This window comes from Deltaproteobacteria bacterium (genome assembly GCA_021737785.1).
Classification (GTDB): Bacteria; Desulfobacterota; DSM-4660; order Desulfatiglandales; family Desulfatiglandaceae; genus AUK324.
In genome coordinates this window covers 77,698-98,781 of sequence record JAIPDI010000011.1, presented here as the reverse complement: position 1 = coordinate 98,781, position 21,084 = coordinate 77,698, and the positions used below count along the sequence as shown (strand labels likewise).

Genomic DNA, 21,084 nt, shown 5'->3' with positions numbered 1-21,084 from the left:
CACATATGTGAACCCGGTTTTTTTATGGAGGGATGAAAAATGAAATCAGCAGCAAATTGTCAGGATAGCAGGGTCTCGGAAATGAGCCCCATCTTTTCTCATGACGCCTTTTCCAGACTGGATCCGTCGGATGATGCGAGCTTCTATGCAAAGGACCGGTTTGTCAGCCATCTGGATACGCTGGCACTCTCCACGGTCGAGCACCTTATCGGCAGCCTCATTGTCGAGGACCGGCCGGCGATTCTGGATCTGATGGCAGGATGGGACTCCCATATCCCCGAAGCGCTCAACCCCTCGGAGGTGGTGGGGCTGGGGCTGAATGAAAATGAACTGAAAGAGAATGCCCAATTGACCGGATATGTACTTCACGATATCAACCGGGATCCCCGGCTTCCCTTTTCGGATAACCGGTTCGACGCGGTGATCAACACGGTGTCCGTGGACTACATGACACAGCCGGTGGCGGTATTTAAAGAGGTTGCGCGAATTCTGAGGCCGGGCGGGCTCTTTCTGGTGATCTTTTCAGACCGGATGTTCCCTCAGAAGGCGGTCAGGCTCTGGCGGGAATCGACCCAAGATGAGCGGGCCATACTGGTGGACGAATTCTTCAAGCAGTGCGAAGGGTTTGAGAAATCCTCTCTTTTTGTGTCGAGGGGAAAGCCGAGGCCCGGAGACGATAAGTATGCGGGATCAACGCCGGTCAGTGATCCGGTTTATGTCCTTTATGCTGAGAAAAAAGGGGGCCCACCGGACCGGAAGCCTCGGCTGGTGAGCCCCATCAGCTACGGCGAAAACCAGGATAAGGATGCCCTGGAACAAAAGAAGGCCGCCATCAAGGAAACCCTTTGCTGTCCCCACTGCGGAGGGAAGTTGAACAAATGGGAGGTCCCGGACAATCCCTTCTGTCAGACCTGGGACAACGAGTTCATGTATATCTGCTTCAATGACGAGTGCCCCTATTTTGTCAGGGGCTGGGACAAGATGTACCAGGACACCCAACAGGGCATGTCCTATCGCTTGATGTACAATCCGGAAAAAGACCGGTGCCTTCCGATCCCGGTGCGATCCCATCAGGATCTCAGGGACGGGATCATGGGGTAACAAGAGCAGCCCGAAACGCCCCGTCCCACGACTACACATGATTTCGTAATTTGAGCGCCGTGGGGTGGGGATTCAGGTAGGTCTGCCGGCTGAGATAGGGTTCCTGATACTTGCGCACATAATGGTTGAACAGGGTGATCGATACGATCAGGGGGGTGAGACCCTGGTGATAGCCGGAGATCACCTCCAAGAGTTCCTGTTTTTCATCCGGGGAGAGGACCTTCTTGAAATATCCCATCATATGCTGGAGTACATTGACGTGCTTTTTGACGGTCGGCGTGAGCCTTATTGTCTCCAGGAGCAGTGTTTCATATCGGCTGTAGAGTTCCGCCACGGGGAGTTCTTTCCCCTGGGCCACCAGCTTCCCCATATCCCGATAATGCTGCTGGCTGTGGGAGAGGAGGAGGAGCTTTTTGGCAGTGTGAAACCGGACGAGCCTCCCCATGCTCTTCCTCTCCTTCAGCGTGTCGCGCCAGCGCTTGAGCGTGAATATACTCTCAATGAAATTCTCCCGGAGCACCGGATCATGAAGCCGTCCGTCATCCTCCACCGGGAGGAGCGGGAAATGGGTCTTGAAGACCCGGGCAAAGAGTCCCACGCCCCGCATCACCGGCATCCCCTTGTCCGTATAGACCTTGACCCGTTCCATGCCGCTGGAAGGCGACTTGCTCTTGAAGATAAATCCGCACAGATCCTCTTTCTCCAATTGACGGACCCGTTGACCGGCCCATTGGAGCATTCGGTCGGTAAGGTCCACTTTGGTTCGAACAGTGACCAGCCGGGGGGATTCCACGTTTCCCTCCAGCCGCATGGCTTCTCTGGGAACGCCCAGGCCGCACTCCACCTCCGGGCAGACCGGTACGAAATCTACATAAGCCCCCAGAGTGTCCCGGATAAAATGATCCAGCTTATGCCCGCCGTCGTAACGGACATCATCGCCCATCAGGCAACGACTGACGCCCAATCGGATGCGTTCTTCCATTCTGATCTGAGACCCTCCGTGCGTGAACCTGAGTGCGGGTTCTCGGGTTTATTTTTCTTGACGCCTCTCCTTTGACTCATGGTAGAACCTATCAGATTCAGAATGAATAAGCAACGCGCGATACGCCTCCTCTGACCATCGCTATCTCGCGCGATGTCAGGCCCCTGAACAAAGCCTGGAAAGCCAAAGCCTGAGAATTTCAGTCGCTCCCCCTCTTTGTTACCCCAATCAGGCAGCTGTGGGGCTTTATCTATCCTTCAACAGCCTCAAGATCACTTCCACTGCCTGGCTGGGCGTAATGACCTGGATATTTTCGAAGGTCTCCAGATCAAGGAGGTGTCTGTCTCCCGAAATGATCAAAGGGGCCTTGTTTTCCACAGCGAGCGCGAGAAACAGATTGTCGAAAGGATCTGCCTTGATAACGGATGGCACCGATGCAGGATCAGGTGCAAACGTCACCAGATCGAGGAAATATGCCAGGGCCTCCTCCGGGGTTGTCTTGAGCACAGAAAGCCTGTCCGTGAACTTGCTGTACTGTAGAACCCGCTTGAGTTCACCCACCGTCCTGCTGCATGCCAGAACTCGGATGATCCTGTCTCGCGCCCATCTGAGGATTTGGTTGGGCGGACCTCCCCAGAGCAGGCCTGAAAGGGCGACGTTGGTGTCGATGATGATGTTCAAGCCGCTTCCCTGATCTTATGAACGATCGCCGCGATTTCCTGAAGATCCGGCTGAAGGGGGTCCCTCAATGTTTCGGAACGGTCCAGCAAATCGCCCGGTGTCTCTTCAAACGGCACGACCTTGAATACCGGCCTGGACTTCTTCAATACGATAATTTCTTTCCACCGTTTGAGATCTTCAGGGATATCCGGCATGCGCTTCCGAAACTCCTTGGCACTCATATATTGGGTCATTTCTCACCTCAGGATAATTTGAAGTTTACTTTTAGGTTATCTTTGGTTGAATCGAAAGTCAATAATTATCTCGCAGGATCAAGGGAAATGCGAGCCGAGTTGAATCAAGGCGAAAAGGAGTCAGGAACGGGTCTTTCCGTCCTGTCTATTCAAGTCTTGCAGACAACGGACAGGCAGGCGTCTCTTAAAAAATGTTTGACAAAAAAGCTGAAAGTAGCCACTATGAACAAAAGAAGCTACCGAGTGGAGGATGTAATGGTAACAACCGGTATCAAGGAACTGAAAAACCAGCTGAGTCGCTACTTGTCCATGGTAAGGGACGGAGAAGAGGTGCTTGTTACGGATCGGGGCAAGGCAATTGCCCGGATCATCTGTGAGCAAACGCGAAGGCAGTCTATAAAAATGGCCCTCCATCCGCTTGCCCAAGAGAGGGTGTTGAGCCTTCCCACCCAGGAGATCGACAGGAATATCCCTCATCCTGTCAGGCTTGGCGACAAATCGGTCTCGGAAACGGCTGTTGAGGATCAGCGATGATTCTCTATCTGGACACCAGTGCCCTGGTGAAGAAATACTGGTCGGAAGAGGGGTCCATGGATGTCCTTGGCTGGTGGCGAGAGGCGGAAGAGATCGCTACTTCCTCGGTGGCATACGCCGAGGCATTGTCGGAATTTTACAGAAAAAAAAGGGAGACCGATGGACTTTCCGAAAAGGCATTCGGGGCACTGATGCTGTCTTTCGAGAAGGACTGGAAAAGCCTTATCCGAGTCCATGTAACAGATGCACTGAATCAAACCATCGAAGATCTCATCGGTGTTTATCCGCTTCGGGGGTTTGATCTCATCCACCTCGCATCGGCCCTGTTGGTTTGGGAAAAGACACCGGAAAATTTCGTTTTTTCCTGTTATGATGAGAGACTCGCAGAAGCGGCCAGGGAGAATGGGCTTTCCGTCCTGCCCGAAAAGGCACCGGATCCTTGAATAGATTGGGTATTGACCACCAATTTGAACGAATGGGGGAATGGATACAATGCCAAATGATACGCTGGAGAAGATGAAATTGCTGGTGCGATCCCATAATTTCTGCGTCCTGGCCACGGAGTCGAAGGGAAGGCCCCACTGCTCCCTCATGGCCTATGCTGCGGATGATGCGTGCGGGGAGATCTATATGGTCACCCCCCGCGCCACCACCAAATACAAGAATCTGATGAACAATCCTCTTGTCAGCCTTCTCATTGACACGCGGGCGGACCACCCCGGCAAGAGACCCCCTGACGCACAGGCCCTGACCGTTGAAGGGAAGTTCCTGCCCATCCGTGACAGGGAAAAACGGGCGTCAGTTGAGGCCAGGCTCACCGCGGTCCATCCCTATCTGAAGGAGTTTATGAACAGTGAAGATGCGGAGATATTTTCGGTGAAAGTGGTCTCTTTTTTGCTGCTGAAAGGGCTGTCGGATGCGTATTTTGAGGAGGTGTGAGGCGCAAGGGGGGAGGCGATGCATCTGGTGAGTTCTGTACCCGACCTGCGGGTTCGAAAAGGGAACCCCGGCGCGGTTGATGCCGGGGGCCGGTTCGTCCTCTACTGGATGATCGCCAATCGCCGGGCACGATGGAATTACAGCCTGGATCGCGCCATTGACTGGGCCAAAGCGCTTGACAAACCCCTGGTGGTGCTGGAGGCCCTCCGGTGTGGGTATGACTGGGCCAGCGACCGGTTGCACCACTTCATACTGCGGGGGATGGCAGATAATGCGGAGCGGTTCACGGGGCCTCCGGTACTTTATTATCCCTATCTGGAACCTGCCCCGGATGCGGGCAAAGGGCTCCTGGAGAACCTTGCCCGTGAGGCGTGCGTGGTGGTGACAGACGACTTTCCCGCCTTCTTTCTCCCCAAAATGATCGCCGCAGCGTCAAAAAAAGCAAAGGTGCTCATGGAACTGGTGGATGGGAACGGACTCCTTCCCATGCGGGCAGCGGATCGGGTATTCCCAACGGCCTATGCCTTCAGGCGATTCCTCCAGAAGACGCTTCCCTCCTATCTCATGGAACATCCCCGTCCCTTCCCCCTCAGAGGCCTCCGCCTCCCTCGACTCGAGGCGATCCCCGGGCATGTGCGGGATAAATGGCCCCCGGCAGATTCCGGTATCCTGAGCAATACGGCAAACTCCCTGACCCGATTGCCCATAGATCATCAGGTCGGCGCTGTTCAGGGAGAGGGAGGGTCCCGGACAGCAGAGCAAAGGCTCCGGGTATTTCTGGAAAGGCACATTGCAGTCTATGACCGGGACCGGAATTTACCTGGCGTAGAGGCGACCAGCGGACTTTCCCCCTACCTCCACTTCGGCCACATCGCCGCCCACCAGATCTTCCACGCGATCATGAAGAAGGAAGACTGGTTTTTCGATCGGATCTCGCCCCGGTCAAACGGCGGCCGCTCAGGGTGGTGGGGCATGAGCGCTTCGGCCGAGGCCTTCTTGGATCAGCTGGTTACCTGGCGGGAACTGGGCTTCAACATGTGCTGGCAGAGAATGGATTACGCGCAATATGAATCTCTCCCCAACTGGGCATTGAATACGCTGGCCGATCACGAGACGGACGATCGACCCTATCTCTACACCCTGGAGACCCTGGCATCGGCCCAGACCCATGATCCGCTCTGGAATGCAGCCCAGACCCAACTGGTCCGGGAGGGCCGCATCCACAACTACCTGCGCATGCTGTGGGGCAAAAAGATCCTTCAGTGGACCGCCCACCCCAGAGAGGCCCTTCATATCATGATTGAATTGAATAATCGCTACGCCATGGACGGCCGGGACCCCAATTCCTATTCCGGGATCTTCTGGACCTTAGGCCGTTACGACCGGGCATGGGGGCCGGAGCGACCCGTGTTCGGCAAGATCCGTTACATGAGTTCCAAAAACACGGCTCGAAAATTCGACGTCAGCGGCTACGTCGAGAGATATTCGAGCCATGCGTTAGCCGCAGCGCAGCGGCTCAACGACGTTACTGCTCCATCCTGAAAGGGGGCCTGGAAATGAAGATCTTTATCACCGGCGGCACCGGATTTGTGGGTACGACCTTGACGCAGCATCTCGTCGAGCAGGGTCACCAAGTGACTATTTTGACGCGAAAAGCGCCCACAGAACCCGCTCAGGCGGCGGGACAGGGCGTTTCCTATCTGGAAGGGGATCCCACGCTCCCGGGGGCATGGCAAGAGCGTGTGCCACAGCATAATGTCATCGTCAATCTGGCCGGGGCCTCCATCTTCAGGAAGTGGGATCGAAAGGCCAAGGAACTCATCCGGAACAGCCGGGTTCGGACAACGACGCATCTGGTGGAGGCCCTGTCCAAGGGCGCGAAAGAGGGAACCACCCTGCTCAGCACCTCTGCCGTTGGCTACTATGGTTTCCACGGAGACGAGGCATTGGACGAGGATAGTCCTGCGGGAGATGATTTCCTGGCCTCAGTGACCCGTGAGTGGGAGGCCGCCGCGGGCCGGGCCGAGGCCTTTGGGGCAAGGGTTGTTATCTGCCGGTTGGGAATCGTACTGGGAAAAAGCGGCGGCGCCCTCGGCGAGATGAAGCCTTTGTTCCAGAAAGGGTTAGGGAGTCCCTTAGGGAGCGGCAACCAGTGGGTTTCATGGATACATGAAAAGGATCTGGTGGATATTTATCTATTCCTGATGACGACAGGCGACCTGTCCGGTCCCATCAACTGCACGGCGCCTGAGCCGGTCAGGAACAGGGAACTGACCCATGCCCTGGCAAAGGCCATGGGAAGGCCGACCTTCCTCCCCGCGGTACCCGGCTTTGTCGTCAAGATGATAAAAGGAGAGTTTGGGTCCAATCTCTTAGAGGGGCAGCGAGTTTTTCCGAAAAAGCTTTTAACCCATGGATTTCAATTTCATTTTTCCGACATAGAGACGGCCCTGAAGGATCTCCTTTGAGGCGTCCGGATCAAGAGACCGAAAGGTACAGGCTTAGCGTTCATCGGCCTTACCGCGCTGTCGCCGAACCGCAGATGGGCAGCATGGCGTCACAGCTGATTTGGCAAAGGTTCTCAGGAGACAATGGCATTTACTATTATCCCGTTTATTGATACACAAGGAGTGACGACGACGAAATGGTTTTGACAGAATGCTTTCCATGCCTTATAAGGAGTTTCTCCGGTTTCGGGTGCAATCTTTGAGAGGGCTTTGGTTCCTGCCAGGAAGACATGACGAACTCTGACGCATGCTCCCGGTTTTCCGCGAAACTGTACCTGGGGGAAACACCTTTATCGATCGGATCCAAGGGTACCGGCATACGCACACAGAGAGAAAGGGCAAAAAAATGGTATCAAAAGCGAAAGAAGCAAGATTGGAACAGAAACACTACTGGGATGAGCAGTTGGCACAGAGGCTGTCTCTATTGACTGAGAAAGGACTTGATGCGGACGCGGTTTCCAAGGATACCACGGTCAGGAAATTGCGCGCCAAGATCAGAGAAACAGGACAGCGGTTGAGGGCCATCGAAGGAAAAGAAAAGAAGGCGGAGGAGATGGCCAGGATCAAGGCCGAAAAGCTGGCTGCGCCGAAAAAGGATAAATCCAGCAAAAAGAAGGTGGTCGAGGAAGCGTCTGCCGAGAGCAAGCGGCAGCAGAAAAAGAAAAAGAAAAAAGAGGGCCAGAACAAGGAGTAGCTGGGGTCAATCATCGACTATTTCAGAGGCTTCACAGGGGCATGCGGCATCCGGCCACCATGCGGGACAGGGCTTCAGGGCTGAAAGACAGTTTTCTGAACAGTTTCTCCTGAATCAGTCTGCAGAGATAAAAATTCTCTTTAATGGCCCGGTTCAGTCGCTCCTGGCCCCTGCTGTACCGATCGAGGATATAGGCCAGGCGCTCATTGAGGCTGACAATCTGATCATGCTTGACCCGTTTGTCCGCATAAAAGACGATCTCCTTTTCAGAAAAGCTTCCATTTAAGGAATAGTCTTTCAATCTCACATGTTCTGCGACAATTGCGGCGATTTCGTCAAAATGGTTTTTTAGGCAAATCTGTCTCCCCAGCTCGGAATGATCCTCACCCGTTTGAAGGGAAGCGGTTTTCCCGATGTCATGGAGGAGCGCCCCGGCGGTCGCGATTTCAATAGACACATGGATGTCTGCCTCCCGAAGATCTTGAACGATCAGGCGGGTCACCTTTGCCACGACCACGGAATGGACCCTGATATTATCCAGCATCCGGTAGGTATCCATGAGCTGATAGCATTCCTGAATTGAAGGGACCATCTCCGCACCTCTTTAAAAAGCTCCCCAAATATATCAGCCAGTTGTCCTTTATTCAACCGAAAACCGCCGGATAAAGAGGGGGAAAGAGGAGGGTCATTTGAGTATCCAACGGGATGTTGACAAAGGATTCTGTTTTGTTTAAGTTGCCTTGATGCTGCCTTGGCCGCGGGGCCTCATAACATCGGCCTTCTTTTCGGAGCTAGCGGCAAGGGGGCCGCGCTTGCGAAAATATTCGAGCCTTCGCAGGATACGAGGCGGAAGCGGCAGGGGTTACACAGGCTTTGATGAGGCCTGGCGGGCGTTTTCAAAATCACGCGCGCAGAGGACGAGAGACATGGAAAGGGGGTGTGGGCCATTTCTGATTTTTCACAAAACAGCAGCAGAATAACCACGTTTCATATCCTCCGGCAAGAGCGGAAGCACCTGAAGGCCCGGCTCAGGCTTCATTCCAAGTGGAAAAAGACAGTGTTGGTTATTCCGCTCCTTGCCAGCGAGTACACCGACCCGGTTAATCATGCCACCTTCCAGAGGATACTCAGGCAGTTGAAAGAAGTAACCTATGTGTCAAAGATCATCTTCGGCCTGGATCAGGCGAATGAGGAAGAGGCCTTTGCGCTGAAGGATCTGATAGAGAGTCACGACATCAAGAACTATCTGATTCAGTGGAACGACGGTCCCGGCTTCACCGGCATCTACAATACGCTTAACGAAGCGGGGTTCAACATCAGCGAGCCGGGCAAAGGAAAAAACATGTTCCTCAGTTTCGGGATTGCCATTGCCTTGGGGGCGGAATCGGTCGGTCTGATCGATGCGGATATCCGGACATTCAGACGGGTGCAATTGGATCGGCTTTTCTATCCGGTGGTGGTTTTGAATTACGATTTTTCAAAGGCCTACTACGCGCGGATCATGGAAGACAGATTGTATGGCCGGGTGAAACGGCTTCTCCTGGACCCCCTCCTTCTTGCCCTCAAGCGAAAATTCACGGAAACTGAAGAGCAGAAGATGTTGAACTTGATCCAGTTCCTGCTGGATTTCAACTACCAGCTCTCCGGGGAAGTGGCGTTTCACGTGGACCTTCTGAAACGGATGCGCTTTGCCACCAACTGGGGCGTGGAGATATTCACCCTGATCGAGGTCTACCGCAAGGCCTCATCCCCTGCCCAGGTCATGTTTTCCAAAGATCCGTTCGACCACAAGCACCAGGAATCTTCACCGGAAGACCGTACCAAAGGCCTCAACCGCATGGCCATCGATATCGTCACCACGCTGATGAACGCCCTTGTTATCGAAGAGGGCCTGGAGATATCTGATACTTTTTTCAGGGATCTGACCGTCACCTATCAAGCGGTGGCCGAGGAACAGGTGAAGAAATACTCTGATGACTCAAGTTTCAGCAATTTGAGCTATGATCGGGATGGAGAAGAATACCTGGTGAAACACGTCTTCCGAAATTCCGTGTTGCAGGCCGGTGAAATGCTCACCTCCCCGTACCGGATGACAGAGAAGTTCTTGAGATTTGTCCACACGAATCCTGAGTTCAAACCATTTTTGGACAACGGCCTGGCCCAGGCCATCCTGGATGTGGAGCGCAAAAAAGAACAGGGGGTGTTTGAAACGCCCCAGACCGTCTCATGGGAACGGGTATCCAACAAGCTGCCTCACATCTTTTATGACTTGATTGAAGTCGTTGAAGCTGAAAAGAGACGTTTTTCCTGATGCCGAATTGTCGGTATCGCTGATAAAGTTCGTGCACCCATGGGATCAAACTCCCCGTTTTATCTTATCTTCACCGACTTGGACGGCACCCTCCTGGATCATGATACCTATGGATGGGAGGCGGCTATCCCGGCACTTGAACACTGCCGAAAACTAGGGACGCCCGTGATCATTGTCTCCAGCAAGACCCGGGCCGAAATAAATATCCTGCGCAGGAGGCTGTCCCTTTCGGCACCCTTTATCTCGGAGAACGGGGGAGGTATATTTTTCCCGAAAGAGACATTTCCCGACCCTCCCCCCGGGGCCGTTGCCTCTGATGGTCCTGGGCCCGGGGAATCCCCTGAGGGGACTGCCGCGGGCAGAGGGATGGGAGTGTGGAAAATATCTCTCGGCATTCCATATGGCCGGTTGACCCAGGTCCTTGGGGAGATCCGCCAGGAATTACAATGGGACATCAAGGGGTTTTCAGAAATGGGGCTTGACGAAATATCCCGTCTAACAGGCCTCAATAAAAGGGATGCCCGATACGCGGCCATGCGTGAGTACGACGAGCCGTTCATCATCCAGGGGGATGCACCCGAAGACCCGGCCCCGCTTTATCGTGCTGCAGAGGACAGGGGCCTTTTGATTACATCGGGAGGCCGGTTTTATCATCTTCAGGGAAAAAATGATAAGGCAAAGGGGATGGAACTTGTCACGGCGTGGTACAGGTCGCGTCATAACGATGCAGTGACCATCGCCCTTGGAGACAGTCCGAATGATTTTACCATGCTCGAGCAGGCGGATATTCCCGTGTTGATCCGTTCCAAACGCACGTTTCAAGGTCTGAAACGTCGAATCCCGAGGCTCAGGATCTCTGATCAGTTCGGTCCGGCAGGCTGGAATTCAGCCGTATTACGCATCTTGAGCCAAAATGGAGAAAAAGTTTATGAATGAGCATTTTGAAAGAGAGGTGAACCCGGAAAACGTCAACAGGGCGGAATTGGTGGTTTGTATCCCTTCCTATAACGAGGCCGATGCCATCAGCTACCCGGTCACCCAGGCAGATATCGGATTAGATCAGTATTTCAATGACATGGACACGGTCATTATCAACTGTGACAACAATTCTCCTGACAACACCCGCCAGGCGTTTCTGGATACCCGGACCAAGGCACCGAAGATCTATCTTTCCACTGAACCCGGTATCAAGGGAAAGGGGAATAATTTCAAGAATCTCTTTGAAAAGGTGGTTGCGCTTAAGGCCAAGGCGGTGGTGGTCGTTGATGCAGACCTGAAAAGCATTACGCCGGAATGGATCCGGCATCTGGGCAAGCCCCTGTTCCAGGGATTTTCCTATGTCGCCCCCCTTTATATCCGGCATAAATATGACGGCACCATTACCAATGGAATCGCATATCCGATGACAAGGGCACTGTATGGACGAAGGGTCCGGCAGCCGATCGGCGGCGACTTCGGCTTCAGCGGAAAGCTGGCCCAGGCGTATCTGGACAGCGCCTCGTGGAATGCGTCCGTTGCGAATTTCGGGATTGATATCTGGATGACCACGCTGGCCATCAATCAAAGGGTTCAGATATGCCAGGCGTTTCTGGGGCGCCCCAAGATTCACCGGACCAAAGATCCGGGATCTGATCTTGGCCCGATGTTCAGACAGGTGGTAGGCACCATCTTCTGTTTAATGGAAGAGTTTAACGGTTTTTGGACAAAGGTCAAATATAGCCGGCCCACAGCCATATTCGGTTTCGGTCTCGGCGAAGTGGAAATGCCCCCCAAAGTGGATGTGGATACAGACAATCTTCTCCAACAGTTTCATCAAGGCTTTGATTTATTCAGCCATGTATGGGAGCAGATCCTCACCACCGATGTATACCGGAAGCTCCAGGAGATAGGAGGCCTCAAGGAGATGGAGTTCAATTTCCCCACCGATCTGTGGGCCCGGGTACTCTTTGACACCGCGGTTTCATACGGGATAGTGGACATTGAACCCGATGACATAATGGATTCCCTGATCCCCCTCTATTTCGGAAGGACCCTCTCCTTTGTGAAGCGGACCCGGAAGATGTCCATCAAACAGGCGGAAGAGGCCATTGAAAACGACTGCGAGACCTTTGAAATGACCAAGCCCTATCTGCTTCAGCGGTGGAAAAAAAGAGCGACCCATAACTCATGAATCCAGGAATTGCACCAATAAAAATTTAACACACAAAGTCACAAAGACCACCGGGCAAAATTATTACAAAAAAAGTTTTTGTAAGAAAATCTCCGTGCCTCTGTGTCTTTGTGTGAGTCCCTTAAGGAGACATTTATGCCGAAACGCGATGATATCGAGCGAGTGATGATTATCAGTTCAGGACCGATTATTATCGGGCAGGCCTGCGAATTTGACTATTCCGGAACCCAGGCCTGCAAGGCGTTGCGAAAACTGGGCTACGAAATTGTATTGGCCAACTCCAACCCCGCAACGATCATGACTGATCCCGGAATGGCCGAGGCCACCTATATCGAACCGCTCAACCTGCAGGTCATGGAGGAGATCATTGAAAAGGAGAGGCCGGATGCGCTCCTTCCCAACCTGGGCGGTCAGTCCGGACTGAATCTCGCCTCGGAATTGGCCCGAACCGGGGTCCTGGAAAAATACAACGTCAAGATCATCGGTGTGGAAGTCGATGCCATCAAGCGGGGGGAAGACCGGATCGCCTTCAAAGAGACCATGGATCGCCTGGGGATCGATATGCCGAGGAGCGAACCGGCCTTCAGCGTCGAGGAGGCTGAAAGGATAGCCGATACCCTCGGCTATCCCGTGGTGATCCGGCCGGCGTACACCATGGGGGGAACCGGGGGCGGTCTGGTCTACAATGTAGAAGAATTGCGGGTCATCGCCAGCCGGGGGATTTCCGCAAGCCTCGTGGGTCAGATATTGGTGGAAGAATCGGTCCTGGGATGGGAAGAACTGGAACTCGAGGTGGTTCGTGATGCAAAAAACCAGATGATTACGGTCTGCTTCATCGAGAACGTGGATGCCATGGGGGTTCACACGGGCGACTCGTACTGCACGGCTCCCATGCTGACCATCGATCCCGAACTCCAGAAGAAGCTCCAGAAATATTCCTATGACATTGTCGAGGCCATCAAGGTCATCGGCGGCACCAATATCCAGTTTGCCCACGACCCGGAAACCGGAAGGGTCGTGGTCATCGAGATCAACCCCAGAACATCCCGATCCTCGGCCCTGGCCTCAAAGGCGACCGGATTTCCCATTGCGCTCATATCCGCCATGTTGGCCGGGGGCATGACCCTCGACGAAATCCCCTACTGGAGAGAAGGAACCCTTGACAAGTATATCCCCTGGGGAGATTACGTGGTGGTCAAGTTTGCCCGCTGGGCCTTTGAGAAATTTGAGGGAAGCCTGGATCGATTGGGCACCCAGATGCGTGCGGTGGGCGAGGTGATGAGCATCGGCAAGACCTACAAAGAGGCCTTTCAGAAGGCCATTCGATCCCTGGAAAACGGCCGGTACGGTCTTGGTTTTGCAAAAGACTTTCACAGGAAATCTCTCGATGACCTGCTCGATCTGTTGGCCGAGCCGTCCAGTGAGCGCCAATTCATCATATATGAGGCCCTCAGGAAGGGGGCCGACATCCATGTCCTTCAGACCAAGACCCATATCAAGCGCTGGTTTATCGAACAGATGAAGGAACTCGTGGATCTGGAAGAAACACTCCTGGGTCACAAGGGGGAAGAACTCCCCGACCATCTGCTTGGCCAGGCCAAGAAAGATGGATTTTCAGACCGATATCTGTCCCAGCTCCTTGGAATTCCGGAAAAGAATATCCGGGAGCGGCGCAAGGCCCTGGGAGTTGTGGAAGGATGGGAGCCGGTCCCGGTGAGCGGCGTGGAAAACGCCGCCTATTATTTCTCCACCTACAACGCCCCGGATCAGGTGGGTTCCAGCGACAGACGGAAGGTCATGGTCCTGGGCGGCGGTCCCAACCGGATCGGTCAGGGGATCGAGTTCGATTACTGCTGTGTGCACGCGGCCTTTGCCCTCCGCGATGAGGGGGTTGAGTCAATCATGGTCAACTGCAATCCCGAGACCGTATCCACCGACTATGATACGTCGGACAAGCTCTACTTCGAGCCCCTCACCGTAGAAGATGTCCTGAGCATCTATGAAAAGGAAAGGCCGGAGGGGGTCATCGTACAGTTCGGGGGCCAAACCCCTCTCAACATAGCAAAGGAACTGGCCGAGGCAGGGGTAAATATTATCGGTACATCCCCGGAGGCGATAGACCTTGCCGAGGACCGGGACCGATTTCGCCTGAAAATGCAGAAACTGGGCATCCCTCAACCGGAATCAGGCATGGCCAGCACCCTGGATGAGGCCCTGAAGATCGCCGAGGAAATCGGGTACCCGCTGATGGTCAGGCCTTCCTATGTGTTGGGGGGCCGTGCCATGGAGGTGATCCATGATGAAGAGATGCTGCGGCACTATGTGGCGGCCGCCGTGGATGTCAGTCCGGAACGGCCCATCCTGATCGACAAGTTCTTAGAGAATGCCATAGAGGCTGAGGCGGACGCCATATCGGATGGAACCGATGCCTTTGTCCCTGCGGTTATGGAGCATATCGAACTGGCCGGGGTTCATTCGGGCGATTCTGCCTGCGTCATACCTCCCATCAGCATTCCGGCCAAGCACCTGGACACAATTTATGAATATACCCGGAAGATTGCAGTGGAACTGAAGGTGATCGGATTGATGAATATCCAATACGCCATTGCCGACGATACGGTCTATATTCTGGAGGCCAATCCCCGCGCATCCCGCACGGTTCCCCTGGTCTCGAAGGTGTGCAATATATCCATGGCACGAATTGCGACCCAGCTGATGCTGGGGAAGAAACTGGGGGACCTCGACATCAGGCCCAAGAATATTCCCCATTTCGGGGTCAAGGAAGCCGTATTCCCGTTTAACATGTTCCCGGAAGTAGACCCGCTCCTGGGACCGGAAATGCGCTCTACCGGTGAGGTGCTGGGAATGGCCGATTCCTTCGGGCTGGCATACTTCAAGGCTCAGGAGGCGACCCAGCTGACCCTCCCGTCTGAAGGAACGGTCCTGATAACGGTCTCGGAAGCGGATCGACCGGCGGTCCTGGAGGTGGCAAGGCAATTCAGCAGGCTGGGCTTCAAGATCAAGGCCACCAACGGCACCCAGAAATTTTTGGCCGAATGTGGTATCGAAGCCGGTAGTATCCTGAAAATGCACGAAGGCCGGCCCAATATTGTGGACGGGATCAAGAATAATGACATCCAGCTGGTGGTAAACACGCCCAGCGGCAAGTTGAGCAAGCATGATGATTCCTACATACGCAAGGCGGCCATCAAATACAAGGTTCCCTACATTACCACTATTGCGGCCGCCCTGGCAGCCACGCGGGGCATTGCAAAGGTCCGCGAAGGCCATGGCAGGGTAAAATCACTTCAGAGCTATCACCAGGATATCAGATAGGGGAAATTAAGATGGATGGTATTGTGGGACTTTACAGCCTCGATGATCATGAACTGGTGACCAAGGCCTTTTTCGCCACAGGCGCCTGCCAGCACAGGGGCAAGGCCAGCACCGGTCTGGCGGTGGCCAATGGAAGGGGGATTCATATCCATAAAGGACTGGGCAGGATCGCCGAGGTCATCGATTATCATATCATCAGGACATTTCAGCACCTGGAGCCGGTGGCCGCCATCGGAAATATCGGTTATACCAAACGCAGAATACCTGAAAAAATTAATGTTGAGCCCATCGAGATCCACCCCAAAAGGGGGGCCCCGCTTCAGGTCGTCCTGACCATGGACGGGTATCTCATCAAAGAGGACGATATCAAGGCCGAACTGGAACCGGATTACCGATTCGAAACCAACAACAAAACCGAGATTGTCGGCGCACTGCTGCACAAATACCTGGGCCAGGAAGGGATCGGGTTCGAGGCAGGGAAACGACTTGTGGATCGAATGGAGGGAAGAGGAACATTTGCCCTGACGGCGCTTATCTACGATGGGAAAGAGACCTATCTTGTGGTCCTGAATGATGACAAGGCGTTTGAGCCCTTTTGTTATGCCGTTATTGACGGCTCCTTTGTCGTATGTTCTGAATCATGCTCCCACAGACGTCTGGGGGGGACCACCACAAGGGAATACGATGGCGGGGAGATGACCATCTGTTCATCCAAGGGGATCGAAACAAAAAGGCTGGTAGAACATGACATGTTGCCCGACGTCTTCCAGGCGGTATATTTCGGCAATGTGGCCTCTCTCTTCCGGGGGAAAGAGATCTTCCAGATCCGGAGAGAACTTGGATTGGAATTGACCCGGCACTACCCATCCTCCAGGGCGGATGTGGTCATCCCCAATCCTGAATCGGGCTGGGGGGTCAGCGTGGGCATCGCAGAAGGTCTGAAAAAGAATCTCTATCCCGCCCTCATTAAGCTCCCACAGGCGGTTCGGACCTTTCAAGAGGGGGTGCGGATGGCCAGATCCCAGGAAGTGGGGCTCAAATTCGGGGGTGTGGATTCCCTGCTGAAGGGGAAAAATATCGCCATGGGAGACGACAGCATCGTCAGAGGAACTGTGAGCGAGGGAGGTTCTGTCTGGGTGGCCTATAATGCCGGGGCCAGGTTTCTCGAATTCTGGGTATCCTATGGTGCCATGATATTTCCTTCTTTCAAGGAGTGGCACCGGGGGATTGAATGTCTTCAGGAACTGGCTGTTCAGAGGGCATTCAAAGGCGATACCCCGTACGGCAAGACCCTCGAGGAGATCAATGCCGCCGTGGCGCGGCTCATCGGCGTGGACGAAGTCAAGTACAATGTTATGGAAAGGGTTCGAAGGGTTACCGGCCACGGTTCTTTCCAGGCCCTGGATGCAAGCTATCCCATCAAGGAGGCGTTCTGGCCTGATTGGCTGAAAAAAGAGGTGGAGGCATTTCATCGTTGCAGGGGCAATTTGCGCGAGACTTGAGACAGGACGCCGGATATATCCAGTATCAAGTATCCAGTATCCAGCATCCAGCATCCAGTATCCAGTATCCAGTATCCAGTGACCAGCATGAAACTCATCTTCGACAGGAACAGCGCCAGATTTTATGAAGCGTGGCGCCGTTCGTCACAAAACAGGACCATCGAGCGGTCGATGGAGTCGCTGGTTCTGTCTGTCCTTGATCCTGTACCTGGAGAAAGACTCCTCGATATCGGCTGCGGCAATGGGACCCATCTTCTTATGTTCAACAAACTGGGCCTGGATGTCACCGGTGTGGACGCCTCTGTTGACATGGTGGAAGAAGCAAGGTCCCGGTTGGGACATCGATCCGTCATCAAGATGGGAATGGCTGAGGACCTCCCTTTTGATGACAATGAATTTGATCTGGCAGTCCTTATCCATACGCTGGAATTTCTGGACAACCCTCTTCCGGCCTTGCGGGAGGCAGGAAGAGTCGCCCGGAGAAAGGTGTTCATCGGGGTCCTGAACAGTCTTTCGTGCAATGGTATCCTGAAAAAATTTCAGGGGTATTTCGGCGATCCCCTTTTTGGCCAGGCCACCTTCTACAATCTATGGCAGATCAAATCCCTCCTTCAGTTGGCATATGGAGACGTGCCTATTTCCTGGGAAAGCATTCGGATTGTCCCCTCCTTTGTGGAAGAGATGGTCCCCTTTGGCAAGGAAATCGCAGCGGGGAGGCATTCTCCCTTCGGGTTTTTCCTGGGACTTGCAGCTACCATGGTATACCGGGTCCATACAGACAACCTCCCCCTCAAGGTAAGGCTGAAAACGGCGAGGCAGTCATTGTTTCCGGCAAGGAGCCTCGAAGACCTGAAGCAGCGTAAGTGTCTATGAGTGGCTCTTTTCTGCTGTCCTTGACAAAAAAATGGGACCGGGCCTGCAACAAAGCCCTCTGGTTCATGTTTATGCATAGGGAGTGAATTTAGATGAAAGAAGCTTCTCTTTATGAAAAACTGGAGGAGGAAAAGGTTCGTTGTTTCTTGTGCAATCACAGGTGCCTGATAAAGAGCGGAGCCAGGGGGATCTGCGGGGTCCGGGAAAATCGCGCCGGGACCCTCATGAGCCTTGTGTATGGAAAGATCATTGCCCGCCATTGCGACCCGATCGAAAAAAAGCCCTTGTTTCACTTTCTTCCGGGATCGAGTTCCTATTCCATTGCCACCGTCGGGTGCAATTTCAGGTGCACCTTCTGCCAGAACGCAGATATCTCCCAGATGCCGTCGGACCAAAACCGGATCTTGGGAGAGGAGATGGCCCCGGAAGAGATCATCCAACTGACCTTGAATTGCCGCGCCGCGTCCATCTCTTATACCTACACCGAACCGACCGTCTTCATTGAGACCGTCCTTGAAACCGCGAGGGCCGCAGTTGCCAAAGGGCTGAAAAATGTTTTTGTATCCAATGGCTACATGACCAGGGAGTGCCTTGAGGCGATCCACCCAGATCTCCACGCCGCAAACGTGGATCTCAAGGCATTCAACGACCGATTCTACAAGGAACAGTGCGGCGCCAGACTGAAACCGGTTCTCAACACCATAGAAGCGATGCGGGAGATGGGGATATGGTTGGAAGTGACCACGCTTCTGATCCCAGGGCTGAACGACTCCCACGAAGAGCTCAGGGACCTGGCCCGTTTTCTGGCAGGCATCGACCCGGGCATCCCCTGGCATATCAGTCGGTTTCACCCCACCTACCGGCTTATGGACCGGCCTGTGACGCCGGTCGAGACCCTCCGGCGGGCCAGGGATCTCGGTTACGAGGCCGGATTACAATATGTCTATACCGGAAATATCCCGGGGGATGCGGGTGAAAACACCTTCTGCCACCGCTGCCGGACGACCTTGATCGACCGCATGGGATTCCAGGTGAACCGGAACCGGATTCCGGAAGGGCGGTGTCCGGAATGCGGCACCCGGATCCCCGGCATCTGGCGTAAGGACGCATGAATACCTGCAAACCATGAATTGATTTTTCAGTTGCCCAATGATATATGCTTTTGACTCTAGGGAGGGCTTCAAGGGTTCTTCTTAGCGCCCCCGCTGAATTGATTAATTGGCCTTCTTCTGTTCGGCGGGGGTTTTATCCTGGATGCTGGATGCTGGTTTTCGTTTTCCATCCTTGGTCACTTTGGCCCCTTCTAACGGTTTCCGACCATAAGTCCGCGGGTTGGGCAAAGCAGAGGGAAACCGGACAACCTGACGTGAAAGGTTTAGAATGAAAAAAGAAGACGAACTTGCCCTCAAGGTCACGAAAGAGATCGTGATCAAATTCATTGAGGTGGGAAGGTTGACCGTCAACTCGTTTGACGAGGTCTGGGAAAATATCCACCAATCCATAACGCGAAGTTTGAAGAGAGACGACCCCGCCGACTAATATCTTACGTCCACCAGGAACAGACCCTGAGGGGGGGCCTTGATCCCGGCCAGCCGCCGGTCTTTCATGGATACAATCTCCTCGAAACGGCCGGGACCCATTTTCCCCAGCCCCACCTCCACCAACGTTCCGACGATATTTCGCACCATATGTCTCAAGAAGCCGTCCGCCTCCATGACAATCCGCAGGCGTCCGTTTTCAGGGGCATGGATCTTGGCGGCAAGGATCGATCTGACCGGATCGGTGTTGCTGCTTCCCGACGACCTGAAAGTGGAGAAGTCGTGTGAGCCCCTCAGGTGGGACAGACAGACCGCCATCGCTTCCACATTCAGGGGGGGTCTGATCTGCCACAAAAAATTGCGCTGAAAGATATCACGGGTCTCGCTGTTCAATATTCGATATTCATAGATCTTGCTCTTGGCGCTGTATCGGGAATGAAATTGGATCGGGACACAGCGGACATCCTTGATAAAAATATCGTCCGGAAGGAGGGAGTTCAGCCCTTTCTGAAATGATTGAGGGGGAATGGAAGATCGGGTAACAAAATTACAGACCTGATTCAGGGCATGGACCCCCGCATCGGTCCTTCCCGATGCAATGAGGTTGTGAGCCTCCCCGGTCATCACCCGGATCTGTGCTTCCATGACCTCCTGCAGGGTCATGGCATTTTTTTGCCGCTGCCATCCGTGGTAGCGAGTGCCGTCATAGGCTACCATGAGCTTGATGTTTTTGCGATTCATAATGGCAAAATAAAGGGGAATCCGGGCTGGATTCCCCTTTTGTCTGTCCCATGAAATGAGCGGTGTTTAACGTTTGGAATACTGGAACCGGGCCCTGGCACCGGGCTGCCCGTATTTCTTTCGCTCCTTCATCCTTGAGTCTCTGGTCAGGAATCCCGCCTTCTTGAGGGTTTCCCTCAGGCCTGAATCCAGGTCGACCAAGGCCCTGCTGATGCCATGCCGTATGGCCCCGGCCTGTCCGGAAGGGCCGCCCCCGTTTACGTTGATATCAATATTGAATTTATTCCTCAGATCGGTGAGGATAAGGGGTTCTAAGACGGTTGCCCTGTCCGCATCGCGATCCAGATACTGGTCGGCAGGCCTCTTATTGATGGTTATTTGGCCTGTTCCCGGCTTCATCCAGATCCTGGCCACGGCTGTTTTTCGCTTGCCCGTAGCGTGAAGTAATCCCTCTGCCATTTAGATCTCCAATGCCTCCAATTGTTGCGCCTGATGCGGGTGTTCTGATCCGGCATATATCTTCAGTTTCTTCAATTGACGTCGTCCCAGGCTGTTTTTGGGGAGCATGCCCCTCACTGCAAAACGCAAGACATCCTCCGGTTTCTTTTCAAGCAACTTCTTGGCCGAAATCTCTTTCAGACCGCCCAAATAGCCGCTGTGCCGATAGTAGATCTTGTTGTTCCATTTCTTTCCGGTGAGAGAGACCTTATCCGCATTGATCACCACCACAAAATCACCCGTGTCGGCGTGTGGTGTGAAAATAGCCTTATGTTTACCCCTCAGGCGCACCGCAATCTGGGCCGCAAGCCTTCCCAAAATCTTGCTTTCAGCGTCCACCAAAAACCATTTTTTCTGGACCTCATGTTCTTTAGCAACAAATGTCTTCATGATTGCATCCTGTCTTTCAAGAAATAAAAAGGGATTTATAATTTATTTTTATCA

The 21,084-nt window shown here is 53.7% G+C and carries 22 protein-coding genes; 15 read left to right on the top strand and 7 right to left on the bottom strand.

Translation table 11 applies throughout. The features are described from left to right. Positions 1-39 precede the first annotated feature (39 nt). Entirely contained in the window at positions 40-1,101 is a 1,062-nt protein-coding gene (locus K9N21_07805) for a class I SAM-dependent methyltransferase (GenBank protein ID MCF8143806.1), read from the top strand. 31 nt (positions 1,102-1,132) lie between these two features. On the opposite strand, the gene K9N21_07800 is transcribed toward K9N21_07805, so the two are convergent. From K9N21_07800 to K9N21_07790, 3 genes are all read right to left on the bottom strand, one after another. After that, complete coding sequence (locus tag K9N21_07800) at positions 1,133-2,083, bottom strand: DUF523 and DUF1722 domain-containing protein (protein MCF8143805.1); 951 nt, start codon at positions 2,081-2,083, stop codon at positions 1,133-1,135. A gap of 246 nt (positions 2,084-2,329) precedes the next feature. Further along, positions 2,330-2,764: a putative toxin-antitoxin system toxin component, PIN family gene (locus K9N21_07795; protein MCF8143804.1), complete on the bottom strand. Its 435-nt coding sequence runs from the start codon at positions 2,762-2,764 to the stop codon at positions 2,330-2,332. Continuing rightward, positions 2,761-2,997 carry a hypothetical protein gene (locus K9N21_07790; GenBank protein ID MCF8143803.1) on the bottom strand — a complete coding sequence of 79 codons (237 nt, stop codon included), beginning with the start codon at positions 2,995-2,997 and terminating at the stop codon, positions 2,761-2,763. The genes K9N21_07795 and K9N21_07790 overlap by 4 nt, the downstream gene beginning before the upstream one ends. Before the next feature lie 255 nt (positions 2,998-3,252). On the opposite strand from K9N21_07790, the gene K9N21_07785 reads away from it, so the two are divergent. The 6 genes from K9N21_07785 to K9N21_07760 all read left to right on the top strand — a co-directional run bounded on the left by K9N21_07785 (position 3,253) and on the right by K9N21_07760 (position 7,671). Beyond that, the gene (locus K9N21_07785) at positions 3,253-3,531 is read left to right on the top strand and encodes a type II toxin-antitoxin system prevent-host-death family antitoxin (protein MCF8143802.1); all 279 of its coding nucleotides are present in this window, start codon (positions 3,253-3,255) and stop codon (positions 3,529-3,531) included. Continuing rightward, complete coding sequence (locus tag K9N21_07780; GenBank protein ID MCF8143801.1) at positions 3,528-3,974, top strand: type II toxin-antitoxin system VapC family toxin; 447 nt, start codon at positions 3,528-3,530, stop codon at positions 3,972-3,974. Before K9N21_07785 ends, K9N21_07780 begins: the two co-directional genes overlap by 4 nt. 49 nt (positions 3,975-4,023) lie before the next feature. Beyond that, on the top strand, positions 4,024-4,470 hold the full coding sequence (locus K9N21_07775) for a pyridoxamine 5'-phosphate oxidase family protein (protein MCF8143800.1): 447 nt from the start codon (positions 4,024-4,026) through the stop codon (positions 4,468-4,470). Between the two features lie 18 nt (positions 4,471-4,488). Continuing rightward, positions 4,489-6,012 (top strand): deoxyribodipyrimidine photolyase, encoded by a 1,524-nt coding sequence (locus K9N21_07770; protein ID MCF8143799.1) that lies wholly within the window; start codon positions 4,489-4,491, stop codon positions 6,010-6,012. A gap of 14 nt (positions 6,013-6,026) precedes the next feature. Further along, positions 6,027-6,938 (top strand): TIGR01777 family oxidoreductase, encoded by a 912-nt coding sequence (locus tag K9N21_07765; GenBank protein ID MCF8143798.1) that lies wholly within the window; start codon positions 6,027-6,029, stop codon positions 6,936-6,938. A gap of 385 nt (positions 6,939-7,323) precedes the next feature. Then, positions 7,324-7,671 carry a hypothetical protein gene (locus K9N21_07760; protein ID MCF8143797.1) on the top strand — a complete coding sequence of 116 codons (348 nt, stop codon included), beginning with the start codon at positions 7,324-7,326 and terminating at the stop codon, positions 7,669-7,671. Between the two features lie 31 nt (positions 7,672-7,702). On the opposite strand, the gene K9N21_07755 is transcribed toward K9N21_07760, so the two are convergent. Then, entirely contained in the window at positions 7,703-8,263 is a 561-nt protein-coding gene (locus K9N21_07755; protein MCF8143796.1) for an HD domain-containing protein, read from the bottom strand. A 465-nt stretch (positions 8,264-8,728) separates the two neighbouring features. Here K9N21_07755 and K9N21_07750 point away from each other — a divergent pair, with 465 nt between their 5' ends. The 8 genes from K9N21_07750 (at position 8,729) to K9N21_07715 (ending at position 19,402) form a co-directional block, all read left to right on the top strand. Next, a complete protein-coding gene (locus K9N21_07750; GenBank protein MCF8143795.1) occupies positions 8,729-9,982 on the top strand; it encodes a hypothetical protein in 1,254 nt (417 codons plus the stop codon). Between the two features lie 39 nt (positions 9,983-10,021). Beyond that, a complete protein-coding gene (locus K9N21_07745; GenBank protein MCF8143794.1) occupies positions 10,022-10,918 on the top strand; it encodes an HAD-IIB family hydrolase in 897 nt (298 codons plus the stop codon). Continuing rightward, on the top strand, positions 10,911-12,152 hold the full coding sequence (locus K9N21_07740; protein ID MCF8143793.1) for a glycosyltransferase: 1,242 nt from the start codon (positions 10,911-10,913) through the stop codon (positions 12,150-12,152). The genes K9N21_07745 and K9N21_07740 overlap by 8 nt, the downstream gene beginning before the upstream one ends. Before the next feature lie 135 nt (positions 12,153-12,287). Beyond that, positions 12,288-15,488, top strand: coding sequence for a carbamoyl-phosphate synthase large subunit (gene carB / locus K9N21_07735; protein MCF8143792.1), 3,201 nt, complete (start codon positions 12,288-12,290; stop codon positions 15,486-15,488). An 11-nt stretch (positions 15,489-15,499) separates the two neighbouring features. Beyond that, complete coding sequence (locus K9N21_07730; GenBank protein MCF8143791.1) at positions 15,500-16,990, top strand: hypothetical protein; 1,491 nt, start codon at positions 15,500-15,502, stop codon at positions 16,988-16,990. A gap of 87 nt (positions 16,991-17,077) precedes the next feature. Further along, on the top strand, positions 17,078-17,863 hold the full coding sequence (locus K9N21_07725; GenBank protein ID MCF8143790.1) for a class I SAM-dependent methyltransferase: 786 nt from the start codon (positions 17,078-17,080) through the stop codon (positions 17,861-17,863). 92 nt (positions 17,864-17,955) lie between these two features. Beyond that, positions 17,956-18,975, top strand: coding sequence for an AmmeMemoRadiSam system radical SAM enzyme (amrS, locus tag K9N21_07720; protein MCF8143789.1), 1,020 nt, complete (start codon positions 17,956-17,958; stop codon positions 18,973-18,975). Positions 18,976-19,243: 268 nt separating this feature from the next. Continuing rightward, positions 19,244-19,402: a hypothetical protein gene (locus tag K9N21_07715; protein MCF8143788.1), complete on the top strand. Its 159-nt coding sequence runs from the start codon at positions 19,244-19,246 to the stop codon at positions 19,400-19,402. On the opposite strand, the gene truA is transcribed toward K9N21_07715, so the two are convergent. The 3 genes from truA to rplM form a co-directional block, all read right to left on the bottom strand. Beyond that, on the bottom strand, positions 19,399-20,142 hold the full coding sequence (gene truA / locus K9N21_07710) for a tRNA pseudouridine(38-40) synthase TruA (GenBank protein MCF8143787.1): 744 nt from the start codon (positions 20,140-20,142) through the stop codon (positions 19,399-19,401). The genes K9N21_07715 and truA overlap by 4 nt on opposite strands. 66 nt (positions 20,143-20,208) lie before the next feature. After that, the gene (rpsI, locus tag K9N21_07705) at positions 20,209-20,601 is read right to left on the bottom strand and encodes a 30S ribosomal protein S9 (GenBank protein ID MCF8143786.1); all 393 of its coding nucleotides are present in this window, start codon (positions 20,599-20,601) and stop codon (positions 20,209-20,211) included. Next, positions 20,602-21,030, bottom strand: a complete 429-nt coding sequence (gene rplM, locus K9N21_07700; GenBank protein MCF8143785.1) for a 50S ribosomal protein L13 — start codon at positions 21,028-21,030, stop codon at positions 20,602-20,604. It lies immediately after the preceding gene. Between the last annotated feature and the right edge of the window lie 54 nt (positions 21,031-21,084).

What these genes read in the sequence shown, in the direction of transcription:
- K9N21_07765 (MCF8143798.1), top strand. Translation starts at nt 6,027, where the DNA reads ATGAAGATCTTTATCACCGGCGGCACCGGATTTGTGGGTACGACCTTG.
- K9N21_07730 (MCF8143791.1), top strand. Translation starts at nt 15,500, where the DNA reads ATGGATGGTATTGTGGGACTTTACAGCCTCGATGATCATGAACTGGTG.
- K9N21_07785 (MCF8143802.1), top strand. Translation starts at nt 3,253, where the DNA reads ATGGTAACAACCGGTATCAAGGAACTGAAAAACCAGCTGAGTCGCTAC.
- K9N21_07725 (MCF8143790.1), top strand. Translation starts at nt 17,078, where the DNA reads ATGAAACTCATCTTCGACAGGAACAGCGCCAGATTTTATGAAGCGTGG.
- K9N21_07760 (MCF8143797.1), top strand. Translation starts at nt 7,324, where the DNA reads ATGGTATCAAAAGCGAAAGAAGCAAGATTGGAACAGAAACACTACTGG.
- K9N21_07805 (MCF8143806.1), top strand. Translation starts at nt 40, where the DNA reads ATGAAATCAGCAGCAAATTGTCAGGATAGCAGGGTCTCGGAAATGAGC.
- K9N21_07755 (MCF8143796.1), bottom strand. Translation starts at nt 8,263, where the DNA reads ATGGTCCCTTCAATTCAGGAATGCTATCAGCTCATGGATACCTACCGG.
- K9N21_07740 (MCF8143793.1), top strand. Translation starts at nt 10,911, where the DNA reads ATGAATGAGCATTTTGAAAGAGAGGTGAACCCGGAAAACGTCAACAGG.
- carB (MCF8143792.1), top strand. Translation starts at nt 12,288, where the DNA reads ATGCCGAAACGCGATGATATCGAGCGAGTGATGATTATCAGTTCAGGA.
- K9N21_07775 (MCF8143800.1), top strand. Translation starts at nt 4,024, where the DNA reads ATGCCAAATGATACGCTGGAGAAGATGAAATTGCTGGTGCGATCCCAT.
- K9N21_07715 (MCF8143788.1), top strand. Translation starts at nt 19,244, where the DNA reads ATGAAAAAAGAAGACGAACTTGCCCTCAAGGTCACGAAAGAGATCGTG.
- rpsI (MCF8143786.1), bottom strand. Translation starts at nt 20,601, where the DNA reads ATGGCAGAGGGATTACTTCACGCTACGGGCAAGCGAAAAACAGCCGTG.
- K9N21_07780 (MCF8143801.1), top strand. Translation starts at nt 3,528, where the DNA reads ATGATTCTCTATCTGGACACCAGTGCCCTGGTGAAGAAATACTGGTCG.
- K9N21_07800 (MCF8143805.1), bottom strand. Translation starts at nt 2,083, where the DNA reads ATGGAAGAACGCATCCGATTGGGCGTCAGTCGTTGCCTGATGGGCGAT.
- truA (MCF8143787.1), bottom strand. Translation starts at nt 20,142, where the DNA reads ATGAATCGCAAAAACATCAAGCTCATGGTAGCCTATGACGGCACTCGC.
- K9N21_07770 (MCF8143799.1), top strand. Translation starts at nt 4,489, where the DNA reads ATGCATCTGGTGAGTTCTGTACCCGACCTGCGGGTTCGAAAAGGGAAC.
- amrS (MCF8143789.1), top strand. Translation starts at nt 17,956, where the DNA reads ATGAAAGAAGCTTCTCTTTATGAAAAACTGGAGGAGGAAAAGGTTCGT.
- K9N21_07790 (MCF8143803.1), bottom strand. Translation starts at nt 2,997, where the DNA reads ATGACCCAATATATGAGTGCCAAGGAGTTTCGGAAGCGCATGCCGGAT.
- rplM (MCF8143785.1), bottom strand. Translation starts at nt 21,030, where the DNA reads ATGAAGACATTTGTTGCTAAAGAACATGAGGTCCAGAAAAAATGGTTT.
- K9N21_07745 (MCF8143794.1), top strand. Translation starts at nt 10,022, where the DNA reads ATGGGATCAAACTCCCCGTTTTATCTTATCTTCACCGACTTGGACGGC.